Origin of the sequence: Nocardioides guangzhouensis (assembly GCF_004519545.1) — a bacterium.
In the GTDB taxonomy this organism is placed as follows: domain Bacteria; phylum Actinomycetota; class Actinomycetes; order Propionibacteriales; family Nocardioidaceae; genus Nocardioides; species Nocardioides guangzhouensis.
In genome coordinates this window covers 73,155-95,352 of sequence record NZ_SDKM01000010.1, presented here as the reverse complement: position 1 = coordinate 95,352, position 22,198 = coordinate 73,155, and the positions used below count along the sequence as shown (strand labels likewise).

23 protein-coding genes and 1 pseudogene are annotated in these 22,198 nt (G+C 72.7%); 9 read left to right on the top strand and 15 right to left on the bottom strand.

The window, feature by feature from the left end:
* Positions 1 to 62 precede the first annotated feature (62 nt).
* From EKO23_RS08630 to EKO23_RS08615, 4 genes and pseudogenes are all read left to right on the top strand, one after another.
* Positions 63 to 902, top strand: a pseudogene (locus tag EKO23_RS08630) (ABC transporter ATP-binding protein); the annotation flags it as partial.
* On the top strand, positions 886 to 1,791 hold the full coding sequence (locus EKO23_RS08625; protein ID WP_134716218.1) for an ABC transporter permease: 906 nt from the start codon (positions 886 to 888) through the stop codon (positions 1,789 to 1,791). The pseudogene EKO23_RS08630 and the gene EKO23_RS08625, both read left to right, overlap by 17 nt.
* Positions 1,792 to 1,840: 49 nt before the next feature.
* Positions 1,841 to 2,755, top strand: coding sequence for an ABC transporter ATP-binding protein (locus tag EKO23_RS08620; protein WP_134716216.1), 915 nt, complete (start codon positions 1,841 to 1,843; stop codon positions 2,753 to 2,755).
* A 30-nt stretch (positions 2,756 to 2,785) separates the two neighbouring features.
* Positions 2,786 to 3,511: an ABC transporter permease gene (locus EKO23_RS08615; RefSeq protein WP_134716214.1), complete on the top strand. Its 726-nt coding sequence runs from the start codon at positions 2,786 to 2,788 to the stop codon at positions 3,509 to 3,511.
* A gap of 3 nt (positions 3,512 to 3,514) precedes the next feature.
* Here EKO23_RS08615 and EKO23_RS08610 read toward each other — a convergent pair whose 3' ends face one another.
* The 3 genes from EKO23_RS08610 to EKO23_RS08600 all read right to left on the bottom strand — a co-directional run bounded on the left by EKO23_RS08610 (position 3,515) and on the right by EKO23_RS08600 (position 8,044).
* On the bottom strand, positions 3,515 to 5,026 hold the full coding sequence (locus EKO23_RS08610) for a sigma factor-like helix-turn-helix DNA-binding protein (protein WP_134716212.1): 1,512 nt from the start codon (positions 5,024 to 5,026) through the stop codon (positions 3,515 to 3,517).
* 139 nt (positions 5,027 to 5,165) lie between these two features.
* Positions 5,166 to 7,436, bottom strand: coding sequence for a phosphoribosylformylglycinamidine synthase subunit PurL (purL, locus tag EKO23_RS08605; protein ID WP_134716210.1), 2,271 nt, complete (start codon positions 7,434 to 7,436; stop codon positions 5,166 to 5,168).
* Positions 7,437 to 7,495: 59 nt separating this feature from the next.
* A complete protein-coding gene (locus EKO23_RS08600) occupies positions 7,496 to 8,044 on the bottom strand; it encodes a TetR/AcrR family transcriptional regulator (protein WP_134716208.1) in 549 nt (182 codons plus the stop codon).
* A gap of 109 nt (positions 8,045 to 8,153) precedes the next feature.
* Here EKO23_RS08600 and EKO23_RS08595 point away from each other — a divergent pair, with 109 nt between their 5' ends.
* Both EKO23_RS08595 and EKO23_RS08590 read left to right on the top strand, forming a co-directional pair.
* A complete protein-coding gene (locus EKO23_RS08595) occupies positions 8,154 to 9,629 on the top strand; it encodes an MFS transporter (protein ID WP_134716206.1) in 1,476 nt (491 codons plus the stop codon).
* A gap of 163 nt (positions 9,630 to 9,792) precedes the next feature.
* Positions 9,793 to 11,133 carry a glycoside hydrolase domain-containing protein gene (locus EKO23_RS08590; protein ID WP_134716205.1) on the top strand — a complete coding sequence of 447 codons (1,341 nt, stop codon included), beginning with the start codon at positions 9,793 to 9,795 and terminating at the stop codon, positions 11,131 to 11,133.
* Between the two features lie 31 nt (positions 11,134 to 11,164).
* On the opposite strand, the gene EKO23_RS08585 is transcribed toward EKO23_RS08590, so the two are convergent.
* The 9 genes from EKO23_RS08585 to EKO23_RS08545 form a co-directional block, all read right to left on the bottom strand.
* Positions 11,165 to 11,608: a DUF3817 domain-containing protein gene (locus EKO23_RS08585; RefSeq protein WP_134716203.1), complete on the bottom strand. Its 444-nt coding sequence runs from the start codon at positions 11,606 to 11,608 to the stop codon at positions 11,165 to 11,167.
* Entirely contained in the window at positions 11,605 to 12,273 is a 669-nt protein-coding gene (gene purQ / locus EKO23_RS08580) for a phosphoribosylformylglycinamidine synthase subunit PurQ (RefSeq protein ID WP_134716336.1), read from the bottom strand. The genes EKO23_RS08585 and purQ overlap by 4 nt, the downstream gene beginning before the upstream one ends.
* A gap of 8 nt (positions 12,274 to 12,281) precedes the next feature.
* Positions 12,282 to 12,554, bottom strand: coding sequence for a phosphoribosylformylglycinamidine synthase subunit PurS (gene purS / locus EKO23_RS08575; RefSeq protein WP_134716201.1), 273 nt, complete (start codon positions 12,552 to 12,554; stop codon positions 12,282 to 12,284).
* Positions 12,555 to 12,589: 35 nt separating this feature from the next.
* Positions 12,590 to 12,847: a hypothetical protein gene (locus EKO23_RS08570; RefSeq protein WP_134716199.1), complete on the bottom strand. Its 258-nt coding sequence runs from the start codon at positions 12,845 to 12,847 to the stop codon at positions 12,590 to 12,592.
* 85 nt (positions 12,848 to 12,932) lie between these two features.
* Positions 12,933 to 13,130, bottom strand: coding sequence for a hypothetical protein (locus EKO23_RS08565; protein ID WP_134716197.1), 198 nt, complete (start codon positions 13,128 to 13,130; stop codon positions 12,933 to 12,935).
* A gap of 1 nt (position 13,131) precedes the next feature.
* A complete protein-coding gene (locus EKO23_RS08560) occupies positions 13,132 to 14,688 on the bottom strand; it encodes a long-chain-fatty-acid--CoA ligase (RefSeq protein WP_134716195.1) in 1,557 nt (518 codons plus the stop codon).
* A 126-nt stretch (positions 14,689 to 14,814) separates the two neighbouring features.
* The gene (locus EKO23_RS08555; RefSeq protein WP_134716193.1) at positions 14,815 to 15,267 is read right to left on the bottom strand and encodes an SRPBCC family protein; all 453 of its coding nucleotides are present in this window, start codon (positions 15,265 to 15,267) and stop codon (positions 14,815 to 14,817) included.
* A gap of 10 nt (positions 15,268 to 15,277) precedes the next feature.
* Complete coding sequence (locus EKO23_RS08550) at positions 15,278 to 16,162, bottom strand: phosphoribosylaminoimidazolesuccinocarboxamide synthase (protein ID WP_134716191.1); 885 nt, start codon at positions 16,160 to 16,162, stop codon at positions 15,278 to 15,280.
* A gap of 43 nt (positions 16,163 to 16,205) precedes the next feature.
* Complete coding sequence (locus EKO23_RS08545; protein ID WP_134716189.1) at positions 16,206 to 16,781, bottom strand: antibiotic biosynthesis monooxygenase; 576 nt, start codon at positions 16,779 to 16,781, stop codon at positions 16,206 to 16,208.
* A 61-nt stretch (positions 16,782 to 16,842) separates the two neighbouring features.
* Between EKO23_RS08545 and EKO23_RS08540 the strand changes: the two genes are divergently transcribed.
* Complete coding sequence (locus EKO23_RS08540; protein ID WP_134716187.1) at positions 16,843 to 17,463, top strand: hypothetical protein; 621 nt, start codon at positions 16,843 to 16,845, stop codon at positions 17,461 to 17,463.
* Between the two features lie 40 nt (positions 17,464 to 17,503).
* Positions 17,504 to 18,004 (top strand): GNAT family N-acetyltransferase, encoded by a 501-nt coding sequence (locus tag EKO23_RS08535; RefSeq protein WP_134716185.1) that lies wholly within the window; start codon positions 17,504 to 17,506, stop codon positions 18,002 to 18,004.
* A 36-nt stretch (positions 18,005 to 18,040) separates the two neighbouring features.
* On the opposite strand, the gene EKO23_RS08530 is transcribed toward EKO23_RS08535, so the two are convergent.
* Together EKO23_RS08530 and EKO23_RS08525 are read right to left on the bottom strand one after the other, a co-directional pair.
* Positions 18,041 to 18,868, bottom strand: coding sequence for an alpha/beta hydrolase (locus tag EKO23_RS08530; protein ID WP_134716183.1), 828 nt, complete (start codon positions 18,866 to 18,868; stop codon positions 18,041 to 18,043).
* A gap of 136 nt (positions 18,869 to 19,004) precedes the next feature.
* Complete coding sequence (locus tag EKO23_RS08525; RefSeq protein ID WP_134716181.1) at positions 19,005 to 19,265, bottom strand: acylphosphatase; 261 nt, start codon at positions 19,263 to 19,265, stop codon at positions 19,005 to 19,007.
* 46 nt (positions 19,266 to 19,311) lie between these two features.
* On the opposite strand from EKO23_RS08525, the gene EKO23_RS08520 reads away from it, so the two are divergent.
* Positions 19,312 to 20,754, top strand: a complete 1,443-nt coding sequence (locus EKO23_RS08520) for an MFS transporter (RefSeq protein ID WP_217702539.1) — start codon at positions 19,312 to 19,314, stop codon at positions 20,752 to 20,754.
* On the opposite strand, the gene purB is transcribed toward EKO23_RS08520, so the two are convergent.
* Complete coding sequence (purB, locus tag EKO23_RS08515; RefSeq protein WP_134716334.1) at positions 20,751 to 22,166, bottom strand: adenylosuccinate lyase; 1,416 nt, start codon at positions 22,164 to 22,166, stop codon at positions 20,751 to 20,753. The two genes, EKO23_RS08520 and purB, sit on opposite strands and share 4 nt — an antisense overlap.
* Positions 22,167 to 22,198: the final 32 nt, after the last annotated feature.

The following is a 22,198-nucleotide window of genomic DNA, read 5'->3' as shown; positions in this document are numbered from 1 at the left end:
AGACCTATCCGCGCGTGACCGCGCTCGACGGCCTCACCGTCGACATCGGCGGCGGCGTCACCGGCCTGGTCGGTGCGAACGGCGCCGGCAAGTCCACCCTGATCAAGATCCTGCTGGGACTGATCCCGGCCACCAGTGGCACCGCCCAGGTCCTCGGGTACGACGTGGCACGCGACGGCGGCCGGATCCGGTCGCTGGTCGGCTACATGCCCGAGCACGACTGCCTGCCGGCGGACGTGTCGGCGAGCGACCTGACCGTGCACCTGGGCCAGATGTCGGGGCTGCCCTACCCGGCCGCGCGGGAGCGCGCCGCGGACGTGCTGCGCCACGTCGGCCTGGCCGAGGAGCGCTACCGCCCGATCGGCGGCTACTCGACCGGCATGAAGCAGCGCGCCAAGCTCGCCCAGGCGCTCGTGCACGATCCGCGCCTGGTGCTGCTGGACGAGCCCACCAACGGCCTCGACCCCTCCTCGCGCGACGACATGCTGGCGCTGGTGCGCCGGATCGGGACCGACTTCGGCATCGCGGTGCTGGTGACCTCCCACCTCCTCGGCGAGCTGGAGCGGATCAGCGACCACGTCGTGGTGCTCGACAGCGGCCGGCTGCTCCGGGCCTCGGCCACCACCGAGTTCCTCCACCGCACCGGCACCCTGCTGGTCGAGGTGCAGGGGAAGCCCGACGCCGACCGGCTGCTCGGGCAGGCGCTGCTCGACGCCGGCGTGCGGGCCACGCCGGCCGACGGCCGCATGGTCGAGGTCGAGCTGCGCGACGACGCCACCCACGACCTGGTGCGCGACCTCGCCGTCGACCTCGGGCTGGGCCTGGTCCGGATGCAGGAGCGGCACCACCGCATCGAGGACGTCTTCCGCGAGGGAGGTGCCGGCAGTGTCCACCCCGTCTGAAGGCGCGCCCACCGGCGTCATCCACGACATCGGCTACCGCCCGTATGCCGGCCCCCGGCTCGGCGAGGGCGCGGTCGCGTGGGCGCTGTTCGTGACCGGGCTCCGCAACAGCTTCGGGCTGGGCCGCTCCGGCCGCTCGAAGGTGCTGCCGATGGGGCTGCTCGCGCTGATGCTGCTGCCGGCGCTGATCCTGGTCGGTGTGCTCGTCCAGGCCAAGGACCTGCTCGGGCTCGACCAGCAGATCGTCGCGTACTCCACCTACCCGATGACCACCCAGCTGCTGATCTCGGTGTTCGTCGCCTCGCAGGCGCCGGCCCTGATCTCCCGCGACCTCCGGTTCCGCACGATCACGCTCTACCTCGCCCGCCCGGCCCGCCGCGCGACGTACGTCCTGGTGCGGATGGCCTCCCTCACCGCCGCCACCTTCCTGCTGGTCGCCGCGCCCCTCGTCCTCATGTACGTCGGGGGCTTGCTCGCCGACCTGCCGCTCGGCCGCGAGTCCCAACGGGTCGGCGGCGCCCTGGTCGGCGCACTCCTGCTGGCCGCCTGCCTGGCCTGCACCGCTGCCCTGGTGGCGGCGCTGACGATCCGGCGGGGGCTCGCGGTCACCGCCGTGATCGTGCTGCTGCTCGTGACCTACACCGTGGTCGCGACCATCCAGGGCATCTCCGCCGACACCGGGCACGCCCGGGTCGGCGAGGTGGCCGGCATCTTCTCGCCGTACACGCTGGTCAACGGCGTCCAGGTCTACGTCTTCGACGCGCCGCACGCGACGCGGACCCCGCCCACCGGGGACGGGATGGGCGTGCTCTACCTGCTGGCCACCGCGGTGACCGTGCTCGGCTCGGTCGGCGCGATGCTGCTGCGCTACCGGAAGGTCCAGGGATGAACACCCCACGCCACCCGTCGCTCCGCTCGCGCTTCCGCGGGGACCCCGGATGAGCAGCATCGTCCTCGACCACGTCTCCCGGTGGTACCGCAACGTCGTCGCGGTCAACGACGTCTCGATGACCATCGGCCCGGGCGTGACCGGCCTGCTCGGGCCGAACGGCGCCGGCAAGTCGACGCTGATCGCGCTGATGTCCGGGTTCCTCGCGCCGTCCTCGGGCACGGTCACCCTGGACGACGAGCCGCTGTGGCGCAACGAGCAGGTCTACCGCAAGATCGGTCTGGTGCCGGAGCGCGAGGCGCTGTTCGACTACCTCACCGGGCGGCAGTTCGTGGTCGCGAACGCCGAGCTGCACGGCCTGCCCGACCCGGGCGCCGCCGCCCAGCACGCGATCGCCCTGGTGGAGATGGACGACGCGCAGGACCGCGTGATCGCGACGTACTCCAAGGGCATGCGGCAGCGGATCAAGATGGCCTCCTCGCTCGTGCACCAGCCCGCGGTGCTGCTGCTCGACGAGCCCTTCAACGGCATGGACCCGCGCCAGCGCATCCACCTGATGGACCTGCTCCGGCACATGGGGGCGGAGGGCCGCACCGTGCTGTTCAGCTCGCACATCCTCGAGGAGGTCGAGCAGGTGGCCCGGCAGATCGAGGTCGTGGTGGCCGGGCGGCACGCGGCCTCCGGTGACTTCGGCGCGATCCGCAGGCTGATGACCGACCGGCCCAACCGGTTCGTGCTGCGCACCGACGACGACCGCACGCTGGCCTCGGTGCTGCTGGCCGACCCGTCGGTCCGCGGCGCCCGGCTGCGCGGCGACGGCGGGATCGAGCTGGAGGCCTCCGACTTCGGCCGGTTCAGCGAGGTGCTGCCCCGGCTGGCCCGGGAGCACGGCGTGCGCCTGCTCGAGGTGACGCCGACCGACGAGTCGCTCGAGAGCGTCTTCGCCTACCTGGTGTCGGCATGAGCGGGATGTCGGCATGAGCGGGGTGCCGGCATGAGTGCGGTCTCCCCCACCATCGTCCGCATCGGCGCGCACAGCGTGTTCGGCCGCCGTCGCGGCATCCTGCTGTTCCTGCTGCCGCTGGTGCTGGTCGGGCTCGCCGTGCTGGTCCGGGCGCTGGTCGGCGAGGACCTGCGCTCGACGGAGGACACCCTCTACGGGCTCGGGCTCGCGGTCGTCGTACCCCTCGTCGCGCTGCTCGCCACCACCGGCGTGCTGGCCCCGGAGATCGACGACGGGTCGATCTCCTACCTGCTGGCCAAGCCGATCTCACGGCACACGATCGTGGCCAGCAAGCTGCTGGTCGCCTGGGCCTGCGTACTGGTCTTCGGCGCACTGCCGATGCTCGTCGCCGGGCTGGTGCTGTTGCTCGGCCAGCCGGAGGTGGGCTTCGCGTTCGCGGTCGGCTCGCTCGCCGGCGGGCTCGCCTACTGCTCGCTGTTCGCGCTGCTGTCGGTGATGACCCGGCACGCGGTGGTGATCGGCCTGCTCTACCTCCTGCTCTGGGAGGGCCTGCTCGGCGGGCTGCTGGACGGGGTCCGGTGGCTCAGCGTCACCCGGTGGGCGGCGGCGATCACCGAGCAGGTGGCCGGCCAGGTCACGCTGGTGGACGACCTCGGGTTCACGTACGCCGTGGTGGCGACCGTGGTCGTCGTGGTGCTGGGCGGCTGGCTCACCGGCCGTCGGCTCCAGGCGTTCAACCTGACCGGCGACGAGTGAGCCTCACCGCACCGGCTGCCAGGCGAGCGCGCTCTCGACGTCGCCGGCCAGCGGCAGGAGCCCCCGCCCCCCGTCGGCGCGGACTGCCACGACGCCACCCCCGACCGGGCGGTAGGCAAGCCAGCGCCCGTCCGGGCTCCACACGACGGCCGGGGGCGACTCGCTCAGGCAGACGCACCGGCCGGCAGCCCGCATCACCCGGGCCCGCGAGCCGTCGGCCCCCACGACCATCAGGGTGAACCGGGTCTCACGGGTGCCCAGTCCCGGACGCTCCGGGAGCAACTGCTGGTCGTAGAACGCGAGCCGTCGGCCGCCCGGCGACCAGGTCGGCGCGAGCGGCATGGCCGACTCGTCGCGGTAGGTGAACACCTGGCGCGGCGCCTCGAACGCCAGGTCGAGGACGTAGACCCCGTCGCCGCCGTCGTAGGCCAGCGAGCGGCCGTCCGGCGACCACCGTGCGGTGAATGGCTCGACCCCTGTCAGTCTGAGGTCGCCACCGGTGGCCAGGTCGCGCAGGACGGCGTCGCGGGCCTGCCCGAGCAGCAGGACCTGCGTGCCGTCCGGTGAGAGCGCCGCGGGGCACAGGTGGGCCCCGCGCAGCGGGCACCGGGTCAGGTCGCGGGACCTGCCGGTGGTCACGTCGTACGTCGCGACCCACCCGCCGCGCCGGGTGTAGACCAGGTGTCGGCCGTCCCGGGTGAACTGCGGGGTGCTCCCGGGCTCGGCGTCCGCCGGGAGGGGGACCGTCGAGGTGCCGGGCGGGAGCGCGACGCCCAGCGCGCCGCCGACGCCGCGCCCGACGAGAGCACCGTTGTGGTGCGGGGGTCCGGCCCGCTCGGGGGCCGGGCCGCCGCGGGTGAGTACCCACGTCGCCACCAGGACCGCCATCACCAGCGCCAGCCCTCCGGCGGTCGCGAGGCTGCGTCGCCGGCGTACCCGCCGCAGGTCCTCGAACAACACCACCGGGTCGGGTCGGACGCTCTCCAGCAGCTCGGCGGTGGCGTGCGCGGCCGGGGACCGCCGGACCCCGTCCAGGTGCTGCATCACGGTCCCCTCGGTGCAGTCCAGGGTCTCGGCGACGTCCGGCACGGGCATGCCGTAGACGTGGTGCAGCGCGACCGCCTGCGCCTGCCGCTGCGGCAGTCCGCGTACGACGGCCCAGAACCGCTCGCTCGGTGGGCTCAGCGACGGCGGCCGGACCGGCCGGGATGCCAGCCGCGCGGTGGCCCGGATCTCGACCAGCCGCCGCCGGAGCGGCGAGACGGAGAGGTCCGCGCAGGTGCGCCGCACCCACAGCTCGGGTCGCTCCACCTCGCGCAGCTCACGCCAGCGGCGGCAGGCGACCAGCATCACCTCCTGCGCGAGGTCCTCCGCCAGCGCCGGAGGTGCCAGGCCGCCGGCCAGCGCGACCAGCCGGGGCAGTTCGGACGCGTAGAAGTCCTCGAAGCGCTCCGGCCCCTCCACGGCCGGCTGCTCCGACGACGTCACCATCCCGGTGCGGTAGTCGCCTCTCACACCCAGTACCTCGCGCGAACGCCCTTTCAGGATGACAAAGGCGTCGGCGGCGAGTCTCTGGGGTCTTCGGGCCGTCTTGGCATGGTGCGGACAGGCCGACCGGGCGGTCCCCGTGGCGCCATCAGGGGGCGCCGGTGGGTCAGCCCAGCGCGGCGGGCAGGGTCGCGGACCAGGCGGCCCGGAGCTCCTCGACCGACACCGAGAAGTGCCCGTCCACGACCAGGTCGGGGCCGCCGGTGCGGCCGAGCCGGGTGAGGGGTACGCCGTGGCGCGCGGCCAGGTCGTTGAGCGCGGCGGCGTCGGCGGCGGTGACCACGGCCCGGGCCGCGGACTCGGAGAACAGGCCGAGGAACGCGTCGCCCTCGAAGCCGACCGTGCAGCCGATCCCGTTGCGCAGCGCCGACTCGGCGAGTGCCTGGGCGACGCCGCCGTCGGAGACGTCGTGGGCGGAGGTGACCGCGCCCGTGCGGGACGCCTCCACCAGCAGCGCGGCCAGCGCCTTCTCCGCGGCCAGGTCGACCCGCGGCGGCAGCCCGCCGAGGTGGCCGTGCACGACGTGCGCCCACTCCGAGCCGCTGAGGTCCTCGCCGGTGCTGCCGAGCAGGAACACGTCCTCGCCCTCGGCGACGAAGCCGGACGGGGTGCGCCTGGTGACGTCCTCGATGACGCCGAGCACCGCGACCACCGGGGTCGGCAGGATCGCGGTCTCGCCGGTCTGGTTGTAGAGGCTGACGTTGCCGCCGGTGACCGGGATGCCGAGCTCGACGCAGGCGTCCTTCAGTCCGCGGCAGGCCTCGGCGAACTGCCACATGACCGCGGGGTCCTCGGGGGAGCCGAAGTTGAGGCAGTCGGAGATCGCGAGCGGGGCGGCGCCGCCGGTGGCCACGTTCCGGTAGGACTCGACCAGCGCGAGCTGGGCGCCGGCGTACGGGTCGAGCTTGGCGAACCGTCCGTTGCAGTCGGTGGAGACCGCGACGCCGAGGTTCGACTCGTCGTCGACCCGGATCATCCCGGAGTCGGACGGCTGCGCGAGGACGGTGTTGCCGCGCACGTAGCGGTCGTACTGGTCGGTGATCCACGACTTGTCGCACAGGTTCGGCGAGGCGACCAGGCGGAGCAGGGTGTCGCGCAGCTCGGCCCCGGTGATCGCCCGAGGGAGCGCGTTCGCCGAGTCGGCCTGGAGGGCGTCCTGCCAGTCGGGGCGCGCGAAGGGACGCTGGTACGTCGGCCCGTCGTGCGCCACGGACCGCGGGGGTACGTCGACCACGCGCTCGCCGTGCCAGTCGATCTGCAGCCGGCCGGTGTCGGTCACCTCGCCCACCACCACGGCCTCGACGTCCCACTTCGCGCAGATCGCGAGGAAGGCCTCGACGTCGCCGGGCTCGACGACCGCCATCATCCGCTCCTGCGACTCGCTCATGAGGATCTCCTCGGGAGCGAGCGTGGAGTCGCGCAGCGGGACCCGGTCGAGCTCGACGTGCATGCCGCCGTCGCCGGCGGAGGCGAGCTCGGAGGTGGCGCAGGACAGCCCGGCGCCGCCGAGGTCCTGGATGCCGGCGACGAGGCCGGCCGCAAAGATCTCGAGGGTGCACTCGATGAGCAGCTTCTCCATGAAGGGGTCGCCGACCTGCACGCTGGGGCGCTTGGCCGGGCCGCCCTCGTCGAAGGTCTCGGAGGCGAGCACGGAAACGCCTCCGATGCCGTCGCCGCCGGTCCGGGCGCCGTACAGGATGACCTGGTTGCCGACGCCGGAGGCCTTGGCCAGGTGCAGGTCCTCGTGCTTGAGCACGCCGACGCAGAGCGCGTTGACCAGCGGGTTGCCGAGGTAGGTCTCGTCGAAGACCGCCTCGCCGCCGATGTTGGGCAGGCCGAGGCAGTTGCCGTAGCCGCCGACCCCGGCCACGATCCCCGGCAGCACCCGGTGGGTGTCGTCGGCGTCGAGCGGCCCGAACCGGAGCGGGTCCATCACGGCGACCGGCCGGGCGCCCATCGCGAGGATGTCGCGAACGATGCCGCCGACACCGGTCGCGGCGCCCTGGTAGGGCTCGACGTACGACGGGTGGTTGTGCGACTCGACCTTGAAGGTGACCGCGTAGCCCTGGCCGATGTCGATGACGCCGGCGTTCTCGCCGATGCCGGCCAGCATCTTTCCGACGGGAGTCTCCTGCGGGATCTCGGAGAACTGCCGGAGGTGCACCTTGGAGCTCTTGTAGGAGCAGTGCTCGCTCCACATCACGGAGTACATCGCCAGCTCCGACGACGTCGGGCGGCGGCCGAGGATCTCGCGGATCCGGGCGTACTCGTCTGCCTTCAGGCCGAGCTCGGCCCACGGCTGGTCGCGGTGCGGGTCCTGGCTGGCGGCGGCGACGGTGTCGAGCGCGGACCGCTCGGGGGCGCTGGTCTCGGGCACGGGCGCCAATCTACCGGTCACGCCACCGCGGCCCGCACGGTGGCTTCCCGTCGGACCGGTCAGACCAGGAGCCCGTCGGCGACCACCTCCAGCAGCGGCCGGACGGTCGCCGGATCGAGGTCGCCCTGGTCGGCCACGGTGGCGACGCCGCCGACGAGGCGGGCCACCTGGGTGACCTCGACGCCCTCGCGCAGCGCGCCCTCGGCCCGGAGCCAGTCGAGCACCCGGTCACCGGCGGTCTTGAGCACCTCGCACTTGGTCCGGATCGGAGAGGCGGGGTCGTCCATGGCCGAGGTGATCTTGGCCGGGCCGCCCTTGTGCAGGCTGATCAGCGCGACGTACTCCTCGAACCAGTGGAGCAGCAGGTCGCGCGGCGGGCCCTCCTGGGCGAGCGCCTTGTCGGCGGCCTCGTCCACCCGGTCCACCCAGCTCTGCATGATCGCGTCGATCAGGTTCTCGCGCGTGGGGAAGTGCCGGTAGAGCGTGCCCGGGCCGACCCCGGCCCGCTTGGCGACGAGGTCCAGCGAGGCGTCGTACCCCTGCTCGCGGAAGACCTCGCGGGCGACCTCCACGATCCGGTCGTAGTTGCGCTTGGCGTCGGCACGCACAGCATTCCCCTTGCTAAACGGAGACACTCTCCGTATGGTGGATCCCAGAACCGGAGTCATTCTCCGTCTAGAGTACCTCGCCCCGCCGGGGCAGAACAGGACCTCTCCCATGACCGTGCACCCGCGAGCTCCCCGCACCGACCTCCAGACCGACCTCCCGCCGGACGCCGGACGTGCCGCGACCGGCATCGCGATCGTCCTCGTCGCCCAGCTGATGCTGGTCCTCGACGCGACCGTGGTGAACGTCGCCCTGCCCCGCATCGACGCCGACTTGGGCTTCGGCCCGGCTTCGCTGTCGTGGGTGCTCAACGCCTACACGCTCGCGTTCGGCGGGCTGCTCCTGCTCGGCGGACGTCTCGGTGACGTCTTCGGACGGCTGAAGGCCTTCGAGATCGGGCTCGCCGTCTTCACCGTGGCCTCCGCGCTCGGCGGGCTGGCCCAGACGCCTGGCCAGCTGGTCGCGGCCCGCACCCTGCAGGGCGTCGGTGCCGCGCTGGCCGCGCCGAGCGTGCTGGCCCTGCTCACCACCAGCGCTCCCGACGAGGCGGCCCGGCACCGGGCGTTCGCGCTGTTCGGCGCCGTCTCCTCCGGTGGCGCCTCGATCGGCCTGCTCCTCGGCGGCCTGCTCACCGACGTCGGGTCGTGGCGCTGGACGTTGTTCATCAACGTGCCCATCGGCATCGGCGTGCTGCTGCTCGCGCCGCGCTTCGTCGACGAGACCCGGCGCCGCCCGGGCCGGTTCGACGTGGTCGGCGCGCTGACCGCGACCCTGGGCGCCGTCTCGCTGGTCTGGGCACTGATCGGCACCCCGGAGCACGGATGGCTCTCCGTGCGGACGATCGGCGGCTTCGCGCTCGGCCTCGCCCTGCTCGCCGTGCTCGCCCGGACCGAGGTGCGCCACCCGCACCCGCTGGTCCGTCCGTCCCTGGTGAGGGACCGGGACCGGGTCGCCGCGCTGGCCGTGATGGCGCTGGTGATCGGCGCCAACCTGTCGATGTTCTTCCTGGTCGTGCAGTACGTCCAGGTGGTGCTCGGCTTCGGGCCGCTCGCCTCCGGCGTCGCGTTCCTGCCGTTCAGCCTCGGCATCTTCGCGATGTCGCGGGTGACGCCCCGCCTCCTGGCCCGGTACGGCGCCCGCTCGATGATCATGGTCGGGACCCTCGCCCTGGCCGGCGGCTACGCCTGGCTCAGCGGCATCGGCACCACCGACACCTACCTCGGCGCGGTGTTCGGCCCGATGACGATCGCCGGCCTCGCGACCGGGCTGGTCTTCATGCCGATCACCGCGAGCGTCCTCGGGGGCGTCGAGCCGGAGCACGCCGGTGCGGCCTCCGGCCTGTTGCAGACCACGCAGCAGCTCGGCAGCGCGGTCGGCGTGGCCACCATCGTGTCGGTGTACGCCGCCGGCGCGGTGCCCGGCCAGTTCGTGCCGGGCGTCCGCGAGGCGTTCCTGACCTCGGCCGCGTTCGCGGCCGTGGCACTCGTGGTCACCGCAGTGGCGCTGCGCCCGCGGCGGGCGAGCACCACCGCCCTCGACCGGGCTCCCGACCCGGTCACCGAGCCGGTCCTGGACGAGGTCGCCTGACCCCCGTCCGACACAGAACGCGGGTGTGGCCGCGACCGGTCGGTCGCGGCCACACCCGCTCTGACCTGCGCAAACTACAGATGTGTAGTTCGCCGACTCCTGTGACGGGTGTGATTTCTGAGGTTAAGGTGACCGCACCCGACCAGGCTTGGAGACCCGAACCATGAGCCCCCTTCCCCGTCGAGCCCTGCGGTCCCTCGCCGCGGCCGCCGCCATCCTCGCCACCGTGGCGACCACCGTCGCCGTCCTGACGGCACCCGCCCAGGCGGCGAACCGGGTGACCCCCGGCAACTTCACCGGCTACGGCTTCGACCAGTGCCTCGCGCCCACCCAGTCCAAGATGGACGCCTGGCGTGAGTACTCCCCCTTCTCCGCTGTGGGCATCTACATCTCGGGCAAGTCCCGGGCCTGCCGCAGCCAGCCCAACCTGACCAGGACCTGGGTCAGCAACCAGCTGGCCCGCCAGTGGAAGCTGCTGCCGATCACGCTCGGCCCTCAGGCCTCCTGCCAGCCCCGGTTCCCGCGGTACCAGGACGACGTCAAGATCAACCCGAGCTCGACGGACAACTACCGCAGGGCCCGCCAGCAGGGCTGGGCCGAGGGGAAGGACGCCGTCCGGGCCGCCCAGGCACTCGGCATCACCGCCGGCTCCACCCTCTGGTACGACCTCGAGGGCTTCGACTTCGACAACACCGCCTGTCGCGAGTCCGCGCTGCGGTTCCTGCACGCGTGGACCCGCTCGCTGCACGCGCTCGACTACGTCTCCGGCCTCTACTCGAGCGCCGGCTCCGGCATTAAGATGGTCGACAACGCCCGCGTCTACCGGGCCGGCCAGTTCGTCCTCCCGGACATGATCTGGATCGCCCGGTGGGACGGCGTCGCGAACACCTCCACCTCCTACGTCCGGGACGACGGCTGGCGGCCGGGCCGGCGGGTCAAGCAGTACCGCGGCGGCCACAACGAGACCTGGGGCGGCGTCACCATCAACATCGACAGCAACTACCTCGAGGTCGGCACCGGCTCCCAGCGCCGCAAGGCGGAGACCTTCTGCGGCGGCGTCAGCATCGACCTCCCGTCGTACCCGACCATGCGGGAGGGCTCGACGCGCACCGCTGCGGTCAAGGCGCTGCAGTGCCTGCTCCAGCGGCAGCGTGTGTACGCCGGCAAGGTCAACGGCGTCTTCTCCCCCGCCGTGACCGCCGCGGTCCGCGCCTGGCAGAAGAAGGTCGGCGCCCCGGCGTCGAACACCTGGCGCAAGCGCGACTGGATCCAGATCCACAGCCGCGGGGCCTACCGACCGGCGAAGTACGGCACCACCGGCCCGTTCGTCGCCCGCCTGCAGCGAGCGCTCGTGGCCGCGACCGGGACCCGGCAGGCCGCGGACGGCGCCTACTTCCGCAGCACCGAGAACCTCGTCAAGACGTGGCAGCGCCAGGTCGGGATGTCGGCCACCGGCGTCATGCACAGCAAGGCGTGGCGCAGGCTCCAGGCCGGCGGCTACTGACCGTCGCCGGCCCGGGGTCAGGCCCGGCCACTCAGGCCGGCGGTCCGACCAGCAACGCGACCGCGGTCAGCGCGCCCACCGTGGCGACGCCCGCGGCGGCGCCCCGGCCGGGGTGGCGCAGCGCCCACGCGGCCGGGCGCTCCAGCACGGTCACCGGGGGGTCGGCCCGCAGACGCCAGGTGGCGGGGAGCAGACCACGGGACTCGGCGTACCGGTCGAACCAGACGGTGCAGAACGGTGGCACCGCGGCCGCGAGCCCGAGCAGCGCCCGGCGCGCGGACCAGCGCTGGTCGACGGTGACCAGCACGGTGGTGACGCAGTAGGCGACGAACACGACGCCGTGGACCATGCCGAAGACCCGGACCCCGAGCTCGGTGGTCTCGGTGAGGTACTTCAGCACCATGCCGAGGAGCAGCAGCGCCCAGGTGACCGCCTCGGCGACAGCGACCCGGCGGAACAGGACAAGAGGAGTCATGACAGCACCTGCGCCGCGAGCGAGGTGAAGAAGCCGAGCCCGTCGGTGCCGGGCCCGCACAGGTCCTCGACCGCGTGCTCGGGGTGCGGCATCAGGCCGACCACGTTGCCGCGCTCGTTGGTGATGCCGGCGATGTGGCGCTGCGAGCCGTTGGGGTTCTCGCCGACGTAGCGGGCCACCACCCGACCCTCGCCCTCGAGCCGGTCGAGGGTCTCGGTGTCGGCGACGTAGGACCCCTCGCCGTTCTTGAGCACGATCGTGATCTCGCCACCGTCGGCGTACGACGAGGTCCACGGCGTGTGGTTGTTCTCGATGCGCACGCGCTGGTCGAGGCAGGCGAACTTGCGGTGGTCGTTGCGGATCAGGGCCCCGGGCAGCAGGTGGGACTCGCAGAGGATCTGGAAGCCGTTGCAGATGCCGAGCACGGGCAGGCCGCGGCCGGCGGCCTCGATGACCTCCGTCATCACCGGGGAGAAACGGGAGATCGCCCCGCAGCGCAGGTAGTCGCCGTAGGAGAACCCTCCGGGCAGCACCACCGCGTCCACGCCCTGGAGGTCGTGGTCACCGTGCCAGAGCGCGACCGCCTCGTTCCCGCCGATCCGGACCGCGCGCTGGGCGTCGACGTCGTCGAGGGAGCCGGGGAAGGTGACGACCCCGATCCGCAGGCCGCTCATCAGGCGCGGTGCTTCGCGCTGGCGGACCCGCCCTCGACGTGGACCGCGTAGTCCTCGATCACCGGGTTCGACAGGAGGGTCTCGGCGATCTCGTGCACGCGGGCCAGCGTCTCGTCGGTGGCGTCACCGTCGATCTCGAGCTCGAAGCGCTTGCCCTGGCGGACGTCCGAGACGCCGCTGAAGCCGAGCCGCGGCAGCGCGCCCTGCACCGCCTTGCCCTGCGGGTCGAGGATTTCCGGCTTGAGCATGACGTCGACGACGACACGGGCCACGAGGGACTCCTTGGCTCGGGGGATGTCTGCGCGCGTCAGTCTAGTGAGGTGTCCGGCTCGTCCTGGAACTGGACCTGGCTCGTCTCGCCGCTCGGAGCCCCACCGGCCTGGTCCCCCGCCTGGTCGTCGTTCTGCGCGGACAGCAGGGTGGCCGCGATCACGGCCGCGCTGGCGGTGAGGCCGGCGGTGGCGAGGACGGTACGGCGGGGCCGTGCGCGCCGTTGTCCGGGCGGGTCGGCGTGGGCGTCGGGCTGGGTCGCGGGCTGGGTCGCGGGTTGGTGCTCCTCCGGCATGGTCCTCCTCGGGATCGGGGCCGCCGTCCAGCGTGCCGGACCGACCTCGGCGGTGCCTGAGCCGTCGCTGAGACGTCCCTGAGAGTCAGCGTCGTCGGCCTGCTCCGCGCAGCCCGACGATCGCCAGCCCCACGCCGAGCCCGGCGAGGATCGGCCCGACGACCGCCCAGAGCGCGACGCCGGTCATCGGGCTGCCCTCGAGGTAGCCGAGACCCTGGAGCGTCCACACCAGCCCGAGCAGGAACAGGATGCCGCCGAGCGCGACGGCGAGGGTGCCGCGCACCTCAGGACAGCTCGCGCTTGAGGATCTTGCCGGTCGCGGTCATCGGGAGCGCGTCGACGAACTCGACGACGCGGGGGTACTTGTAGGCCGCCATCTCCTCCTTGCCCCACGCGACCAGCTCCTCCTCGGTCACCTCGGCGCCCTCGTTGCGGATCACGAACGCCTTGATCTCCTCGCCGTGGCTCTCGTGGGGTACGCCGATCACGGCGGCCAGCGAGACCGCCTCGTGGGTCATCAGGACCTCCTCGACCTCCCGCGGGTAGACGTTGAACCCACCCCGGATGATCATGTCCTTCGACCGGTCGACGATGTAGTAGAAGCCGTCCTCGTCGCGGCGGGCCAGGTCGCCGGAGCGGAACCAGCCGTCCCGCATCACCTCGGCGGTCGCCTCGGGCCGGTTGTAGTAGCCCTTCATGATGTTGTGGCCTTTGATCGCGATCTCGCCGACCTCGTCGGCGCCCTCGACGGCCTTCCAGTCCGGGTCGACCAGCCGCACCTCGATGCCCCAGATCGGGATCCCGATGGAGCCCGGGCGCGGGTCCCGGTCGGGGTCGCTGAACGTCGCCACCGGCGAGGTCTCGGACAGGCCGTACCCCTCGAGGATCTGGACGCCGAGCTTCTCCTTGACCTGGCTGATGATCTCGACCGGAAGGCTGGCGCCGCCGGACACGCCGATCCGGAGGTTGCGGGCGATCCGCTCGACGTCGACCCCGGTGTCGGTGTCGCCAAGCGCGTGCAGCAGGCCCCACCACATCGTCGGGACACCTGCGAAGAACGTGATCGTCTCCTTCTCGAACAGCGCCACCGCCTGCTGGGCGTCGAAGCGCGGCAGCAGCACCAGGGTGGCGCCCATCGAGAATCCGGCGTTCATCTGCACCGTCGAGCCGAACGAGTGGAACAGCGGGAGCGTCAGCAGGTGCGTGTCCGAGGCCGGCTTGCTGTCGAAGAGCCGGTTGCAGGTCAGGGCGTTCATCACCGCGTTCGCGTGGCTGAGCTCCGCGCCCTTGGCCTGCCCGGTGGTGCCCGAGGTGTAGAGGATCACGGCGGTGTCGGTGGCCTCGGTGACCACGGAGTCGAAGGTCGCCGCCTGGTCCTTCAGCGCCGCCGCCATCGTCGTGGTGCCCTCGATCGGGGATCCGGCCGCGGGGTCGGCGGTGATCACGAAGAAGTGCTCGCAGCCCTCGGCCTGGCCGAAGCCGGCGTACCCCTCCTGCGCCATCGGCAGGTCCGGCGTGCCCTGGAAGCAGAAGTACGCCTTCGCCTCGGAGTCGTTGAGGTGGTAGGCCACCTCCCGGCCCTTGAGCAGCACGTTGAGCGGCGCGACCACGGCCCCGGCCTTGAGGATCCCGTAGTAGACGATCGGGAAGTACGGCAGGTTCGGGCAGCTCAGCGCGACCTTGTCGCCCGGCTGGATCCCGAGGTCGACGAGCAGGTTGGCGACCTGGTTGGCCGCGGCGTCCACCTGCGCGTAGCTCAGCCGGGTGTCGCCGAGCACCACGGCGTCGCGGTCGGGGTAGCGGCGGGCGGAGTCCTCGAGGAACACGGACAGGTTGAGCACGGGCAGCTCCCTCGGACGGGGTGTCGGGCGCGGTGTTGCCCCGAACCTACTGTGCGGTCGGTCGGGCCGGTAGGCCCGAACGGGCCGTCGCGGACGCGTAGCCCGTCGGGGTCTTCAGCCGGCTGGTCAGCCGGTTGATCGGCCGGGTGATCGGCCGGGTGGCCGGCCGCCGGCGAGCAGCAGCGAGGCCCGGCGCAGGTCGCTGCGGACCGCGGGCGGCGCGAGCCGGTGGAGGACCATCGCCAGCGGCCGGAGCGGCGTACGGCGGCTGGTCACCGCGAACGTCGCGCGGACCAGGGTGCCGCTCCCGGACGGCTCGAACACGAGGCGGAGCGCGGCCTCGAGGCCGTGCCAGCTGCCGGTCTCGGCCCACGACCGGCCCGGCTCGTGCTCGGTGACCACCATCCGCGGGCGGGCGCCGGTGGTGGTGACGTCCAGCCACGTGGCGCCGACGCCCTCGCCGGACACCTCGTCGACCCGGCGCAGGCTGGACTGCCAGGCCGGCCGGTTGCGGGGGTCGGCGAGGTAGGCGAAGACCACGTCAGGCGGCGGCGCGAAGTCGACGACCAGCTCGGTCATGGCCGGACCGCTACCAGCCGAGCCCGGTCAGCCGCTCGTACGCCTCGACGTACCGGGCCCGGGTGAGCTCGACGACCTCGTGCGGCAGCGGCGGGGGCGGCGTGCCGGAGCCGCGGTCCCAGCCGGACTCGGCGGAGGTCAGCCAGTTGCGCACGATCTGCTTGTCGTACGACGGCTGCGTGCGGCCCGGCTGCCAGCCCTCGGCCGGCCAGTACCGGCTGGAGTCGGGGGTGAGCACCTCGTCCGCGAGCACGATCTCGCCGTCGGCACGGCGGCCGAACTCGAGCTTGGTGTCCGCGAGCAGGATGCCCTTCGCGCGGGCGATCTCCTCGGCCCGCCGGTAGATCCCGACGGTCCGGGCGCGCAGCTCGGCGGCGACCTCGGCCCCGACGGTGGCGACCACCGCGTCGAAGGAGACGTTCTCGTCGTGGTCGCCGAGCTCGGCCTTGGTAGCCGGCGTGAACACCGGCTCCGGGAGCCGGCTGCCGTCCTCCAGCCCGGGCGGCAGCGGAATCCCGCACACCTCGCCGGTGGCGCGGTAGTCGTGCAGCCCCGACCCGGTCAGGTAGCCGCGAGCCACGCACTCGACCGGGAACATCTCCAGCGGCTCGCAGACCACCGCCCGGCCGGCCACCTCGACGGGCACGTCGGTGGAGATGACGTGGTGCGGCACGCCGAGCGTCTCGAACCACCACAGCGACATCCGCGTGAGGATCTCGCCCTTGTCGGGGATCGTGGTCTCGAGGACGAAGTCGAAGGCGCTGATCCGGTCGCTGGCGACCATGAGCAGCTTGCCGGCGTACGGACCGGTCTCGAGGCGGTAGAGGTCGCGGACCTTGCCCGAGTGCACGGGGATGGCGCCGTCGATCTCCGGAGCCGGCGGGATGTTCAGCACGCGGCCACCCTAGTGCGTCCGGCGACCGCCGCGACCGGGCGGCTCACGCCCGCCACGGAGCAGGGCGACCGTGCAGCCACCAGTCGAGGGCGCGGGTCATCCGGGGCAGCACGACGTACGTCATCAGCGGGGTCATCACCACCGTGCTCAGCAGCACCCGCGGAAGCAGCGGCAGCCCCGGCGCGGCCAGCCCGAGCAGCCAGGACATCAACAGGCTGAGCGGGAAGAACGCCAGCCAGATCACCACCATCTGCTTCCACCGGGGCGGTGCCTGCGGCAGGGGACGCAGGTCCTGCACGTCCGTGGTGGTGGGCTCGTCGAACCAGCCCTCGATGCCGGTACGTCGCTCCAGTCGGGACTCTCCGACGATGCCCTGGGCGGCGCCGAGCCACCAGCGCCGCTGCGACGACTCCTCCCAGCGGGCCAGCGAGTGTCCGTCCGCGAACCGGTAGAGCATGTGCCACTCGTCGGAGTCCGGCGCCGGGCGCACCCAGCCGGTGCCGAGGAACCCGTCGAAGCGCGCCGCGAGCGCACCGCCGGCACGGATCCAGGCCAGCATCTCGTCGGAGTGCGCGGGGTCGACGTGGCGGGTGATCGAGACGGTCACGGGCGCGGACATGCCCCTAGGTTCGGGCCGACCCGTGCGCCGTACCAAATGCGTCTCATGTGAGAGTTGACCCATGCCCGAGTCGCCCGAGGAGCTCCACGCCCGAGTCGTCGCAGCCGTCGGTGAGGACGGCCGCCTGCCCATGCCGCCGGTCCACGAGTGGGAGATCTTCCCGTGGGAGCTCGTCGACGGCGCCCTCCAGCCCAAGGTGGTGCCGGCGCCGCTCGACGGTCCCGAGCCGCCCCGCGCCGGTCACGACGGTGTCGACTGCTTCAGCTGCGCCGGCGACGGCAACGCCGCCCGCGTGTGGGAGAACCAGCGCTGGAAGCTCACCCACCCGCCGAAGCCGACCGGCCTGCCGCTGGTGCTGTGGCTGTCGTCGAAGGAGCACCTGGACTACGCCGACATGGGCGACGAGCTGGCCGGCGAGTACGGCCGGATCTCGACCTGGCTGTGCCGGATCATGGAGCGGCTCCCCCACATCGGCCGGGTGCACGTCAACCGGTGGGGCGACGGCTCCGAGCACCTGCACGTGTGGTTCATCGCCCGCCCCGAGCGGTTCCCGATGATCAAGGGCAGCCTCGCCGTCGAGTGGGACGAGATGCTCCCGCCGGTCCCCGAGGACACCTGGCGCGCGGACATCCACGAGGTCGCCCGCAAGCTCGCTACCCACGACGGCCGCGCCCTCGTCTGACCCCCGCCGATCCCGGCGAGCGCCGTACGAACACCACGCCATGGACGACGTCCCCACCTCACCCCGGCTCACCTTCCGCCGGATGCACGCAGCCGACGTCGACGCGATGGCGCGGCTGCTCGGCGACCCGGCGGTGATGGTGCACTACCCGCGCCCGAAGACCCGTGACGAGGCGGCGGACTGGATCGCCTGGAGCGAGCGCAACTACGCCCGGGACGGGTTCGGGCTCTGGATGCTGCACGACCGGGCCGGGGAGTTCGTCGGCGAGTGCGGGCTGACCTGGCAGCGGGTGGACGGCGAGGAGTACCTCGAGGTCGGCTACCACCTGCTCCCCGAGCACCAGGGGAAGGGCCTGGCCACCGAGGCCGCCGCCGCGTGCCGCGACTTCGCCCGGACGCGCGGCATCGGGCGACTGGTCGCGATCATCGTCCCGGACAACCACCCCTCGAAGCGCGTCGCGCAGCGGATCGGCCTCGTCCTCGACCGCGAGTCGGTGACCAGCAAGGGAGCACCGATCCACGTGTACGCCGCGGACCTCTGACCCAGGGCGACCACGGGGTCGTGCCGGGCCGGCCGGTCAGCCCGTCCCGTCGCTGCCGATGGCGTCGCGGATGATCTCGACGGCCCGCTCGCCGGCCGGGTCCTGCGTGATGACCTGCCACTCACCGTCGCGCTCGTCGTGGAAGATCGGTGCGCCGTGGTTCGCCGACGCGAGGTGCGAGACGGCTACGTCGTAGCCCCCGGCCCGGAGCGAGCGGGCCAGGCGTTCCGTCTGGGAGGCGGGACAGGTCGGGTCCCGGTCGCCGGCCACGAGGTGGACCTCGGTGTCCTTGCCGGTCCAGCCGGACAGGTCGTCGAACCACGTGACCGGGCGGCCGTCGAACCGGTAGTAGCAACCGGAGAGGGCGACGACCACCTCCGGGTCAGGAACCCTGCCCGGGCAGCGACCTGTGCCGGGGTCGTCGCGTGGCCCGAGCACGCCGAGCACCGCCAGGTCGGCTCCGAGCGACCATCCGACCACCGTGACCGGACGGTCCAGGTCGCCGCCGTACTCGTGGGCATGCCGGCGAGCGACCTGGTAGGCGCACGACAGGTCGTCGCCAGTCCGGGTCAGGCCTTCCGCCGACCCGAGGTCCGTGTGGTACGTCGGCACGAACACGACGGCGCCGGTCCGGGCGACCCGGGTCGCCAGCGCCACCATGTCCTGCCCGGTTCCCTCGTAGCCGTGCAGGGCCACCACGACCGGCCACGGCCCGGCGCCGGCCGGTGCCAGCACCCGGAGGTCCGGAGCTGTCGGGTCCGGGACGACGTGCGCGGTGACCGCCGGTTCCCTGCCGGCGCGGCCGTTCGTTCCGTCGTCGGCGCCGCCCCCGCACGCCGCCACCAGGAGGAGCGCCGCGAGCACGGCGGAGTGGCGGCTCCTCGACGTTCGGCGACCGGCAGCCACTGTGGCTCACCTCGATCCGGCGCGGATGCGCACCCGCGCATCCGGCCACCTCCACCGTCCGACGCGACGCTGGGCCGGCGGTAGGGCCGAACGGTCAGAACCGGATCCGGAAGTCCCGGGCCCCCTCGTCGGGGACCTCGTCGACGGAGACCCCCTCGACACGCGCGTACGACGGCCCGTGGCGGCACCAGTCGACCAGCTCGCCCGCCCGCTCACCCTCGAAGTGCCCGGCGACGCAGCCGTCGGGCTCGTTGCGCACCCAGCCGGTCACACCGAGCCGGGCTGCCTCCTGCTCGGCGTACCAACGGAACGACACCCCCTGCACACGTCCCCGGATCCGCACGTCGTAGGCCATGCCCCATCATGCGCACAGGTTGGCGACGTGGTGAATGCTGGGCCGGGTGAGCGACGAGACGGTGGCGCAGCCGCGCGAGGGCGAGGAGCCGGCGTACGTCCCGGACCCCCGGCGCTGGCGGATCCTCATGGTCTCGCTGGTGATCGCGTTCATGGCGCTGCTCGACGTCACCATCGTCAACGTCGCGCTGCCCTCCATCCGGGCCGGCCTCGACACCTCGAACGCGACCGTGCAGTGGGTGGTCTCGGGCTACGCGCTGGCGTTCGGCCTGACCCTGGTCGCAGGCGGTCGGCTCGGCGACGCGTACGGTCGGCGCCGGCTCATGCTGATCGGCCTCGCCGGCTTCATCATCTCCAGCGCGGCCGTGGGCCTGGCGCCCGACGCTGCGCTGGTGATCGTCGCCCGCCTGGTCCAGGGTGCCTCGGCCGGGCTGCTCACCCCGCAGAACTCCGGCCTCGTCCAGCAGCTGTTCCGGGGGCCGGAGCGCGGGCGCGCGTTCGGGTTCTTCGGGCTCACGGTCGGCATCTCGTCGGCGACCGGACCCATTCTCGGCGGCGCGATCATCGCGCTGGCCGGCCCGGAGGACGGCTGGCGCTGGCTCTTCCTGGTCAACGTGCCGATCGGGCTGGTGGCCATGGTCGCGATCGTGGCCTTGGTGCCGAAGCGGCACCACGACCCGGACCAGCCGCGGGCCCGCCTCGACCTGGCCGGCGCCGGGCTGCTCGGCGCCGGGGTGCTCGCCCTGCTGCTGCCGCTGGTGAGCCTCGAGGGTGGCGCGTCACCTGTCGTCGTGCTGGTGCTGGCGGCGCCGGTGCTGCTGGTCGCGTTCTTCCGCTGGGAGTCACGACTGAGCCGGGCCGGGCGGGAGCCGCTGCTCGACGTGAGCCTGCTGCGCGGGCTGCCCGGCTACTCCAGCGGGCTCGCGATCGGGGCCATCTACTTCACCGGCTTCACCGGCATCTTCCTGGTGCTCTCGGTCCACCTGCAGGAGGAGCTCGGCTTCACGCCGCTCGAGGCCGGCCTGCTCATGACCCCGTTCGCGATCGGCGCGGCCGTCACCGCTCCGATCGCGGGACGGCTGGTGTCGTTGATCCACCGCTCCCTGACCGTGATCGCACTGTCGACGATGATGGCCGGCACGCTCGCGGTCGCCCTGCTGGTGCCGCAGCACGCCGCGACCGCGCTCGGGATGGTGCTGGTCCCGACCCTGCTGGTGGCCGGGCTCGGCGCCGGCGGCGTGATCGGCCCCAACTTCACGCTCACCCTCGCCGACGTGCCGCCGCGCATGGGTGGCGCGGCCGGCGGTGCCATCCAGACCGGCCAGCGCATCGGCTCCGCGATCGGCGCGGCGCTGCTGATGACCGTCTACCACGTCACCGCCGACGCGACCTCGGCCGCGACCGGCCTGCGCACGGCGCTGCTCACCGCGATCGGGGTCCTCGCGGTCGCGCTGGCCATGGCGGTCCGCGACCTGCGGGTCCGGCGCTAGAGGATCGCGCCGGGGGTGTACGCCGCGGCGTCGGGGTGCCGCTCGGCCACCTCCGCCACCCGACGTACGACGGCTTCGACCTGGTCGCGGGCCGCGCCGGTGAAGGTGATCGGCTCGGCCACAAGGGACGCGAGCTGGTCGGTGGTCAGGCCGAGCCGGGGGTCGGCGGCCAGTCGCGCGAACACGTCGTTCTCGGCCTGGCCCTGACGCATGTCGAGCGCGGTGCCGACGGCGGCCTCCTTGATCGCCTCGTGGGCGGCCTCGCGACCGACGCCGTTGCGGACCGCGGCCATCAGCACCTTGGTGGTGGCAAGGAACGGGAGGTAGCGGTCGAGCTCGCGCTGGATCACCGCCGGGAACGCGCCGAACTCGTCGAGCACGGTCAGGAACGTCTGGAAGAGCCCGTCGGCGGCGAAGAACGCGTCGGGAAGCGCGACCCGCCGGACCACGGAGTCCGAGACGTCCCCCTCGTTCCACTGGTCGCCGGCCAGCTCGCCGACCATCGAGAGGTGGCCGCGGAGCACGACGGCGAGGCCGTTGACCCGCTCGCAGGAACGGCTGTTCATCTTGTGCGGCATCGCGGAGGAGCCGACCTGGCCCTCCTGGAATCCCTCGGTCACCAGCTCGTTGCCGGCCATCAGCCGGACCGTGGTGGCCAGGTTGGACGGTCCGGCGACCAGCTGCACCAGTGCGGAGACGACGTCGAAGTCGAGCGAGCGAGGGTAGACCTGGCCGACCGAGGTGAGCACCCGCTCGAACCCGAGGTGCGCAGCCACCCGCGACTCGAGCTCCGCGAGCCGGGAGCCGTCGCCGTCGAGCAGGTCGAGCATGTCCTGGGCCGTGCCCATCGGTCCCTTGATGCCGCGCAGCGGGTAGCGGGCGATCAGCTCCTCCACCCGTTCCAGCGCGACCAGCATCTCGTCGGCGACCGTCGCGAACCGCTTGCCGAGCGTGGTCGCCTGCGCGGCGACGTTGTGGGAGCGACCGGCCATCACGGTGGCCTCGTGCTCGGCGGCGAGCCGGCCGAGGCGAGCCAGCGCGGCCACCGCCCGGTCGCGGAGCATCTCCAGCGACTGCCGCACCTGGAGCTGCTCGACGTTCTCGGTGAGGTCGCGCGAGGTCATGCCCTTGTGGATGTGCTCGTGCCCGGCCAGCGCCGAGAACTCCTCGATCCGGGCCTTCACGTCGTGGCGCGTGACCCGCTCGCGGGCCGCGATCGACTCGAGGTCGACCTTGTCGACGACGTCGCGGTAGGCCTCGACGACCCCGTCGGGTACGTCGATGCCGAGGTCGCGCTGCGCCTCGAGAACCGCGATCCACAGCCGCCGCTCGAGGACGATCTTGTGCTCCGGCGACCAGATGTGGGCCAGCTCGGCCGAGGCGTAACGGGTGGCGAGGACGTTCGGGACCATCACGCGGCCGATTCTCCCACGGTGCCGGACCC

Bases quoted from the DNA above. Each gene is read 5' to 3' on its own strand.
- EKO23_RS08620 (WP_134716216.1), top strand. From the start codon at position 1,841: ATGAGCAGCATCGTCCTCGACCACGTCTCCCGGTGGTACCGCAACGTC.
- EKO23_RS08615 (WP_134716214.1), top strand. From the start codon at position 2,786: ATGAGTGCGGTCTCCCCCACCATCGTCCGCATCGGCGCGCACAGCGTG.
- EKO23_RS08595 (WP_134716206.1), top strand. From the start codon at position 8,154: ATGACCGTGCACCCGCGAGCTCCCCGCACCGACCTCCAGACCGACCTC.
- EKO23_RS08590 (WP_134716205.1), top strand. From the start codon at position 9,793: ATGAGCCCCCTTCCCCGTCGAGCCCTGCGGTCCCTCGCCGCGGCCGCC.
- EKO23_RS08585 (WP_134716203.1), bottom strand. From the start codon at position 11,608: ATGACTCCTCTTGTCCTGTTCCGCCGGGTCGCTGTCGCCGAGGCGGTC.
- EKO23_RS08570 (WP_134716199.1), bottom strand. From the start codon at position 12,847: ATGCCGGAGGAGCACCAACCCGCGACCCAGCCCGCGACCCAGCCCGAC.
- EKO23_RS08555 (WP_134716193.1), bottom strand. From the start codon at position 15,267: ATGACCGAGCTGGTCGTCGACTTCGCGCCGCCGCCTGACGTGGTCTTC.
- EKO23_RS08545 (WP_134716189.1), bottom strand. From the start codon at position 16,781: ATGTCCGCGCCCGTGACCGTCTCGATCACCCGCCACGTCGACCCCGCG.
- EKO23_RS08540 (WP_134716187.1), top strand. From the start codon at position 16,843: ATGCCCGAGTCGCCCGAGGAGCTCCACGCCCGAGTCGTCGCAGCCGTC.
- EKO23_RS08535 (WP_134716185.1), top strand. From the start codon at position 17,504: ATGGACGACGTCCCCACCTCACCCCGGCTCACCTTCCGCCGGATGCAC.
- EKO23_RS08525 (WP_134716181.1), bottom strand. From the start codon at position 19,265: ATGGCCTACGACGTGCGGATCCGGGGACGTGTGCAGGGGGTGTCGTTC.
- purB (WP_134716334.1), bottom strand. From the start codon at position 22,166: ATGGTCCCGAACGTCCTCGCCACCCGTTACGCCTCGGCCGAGCTGGCC.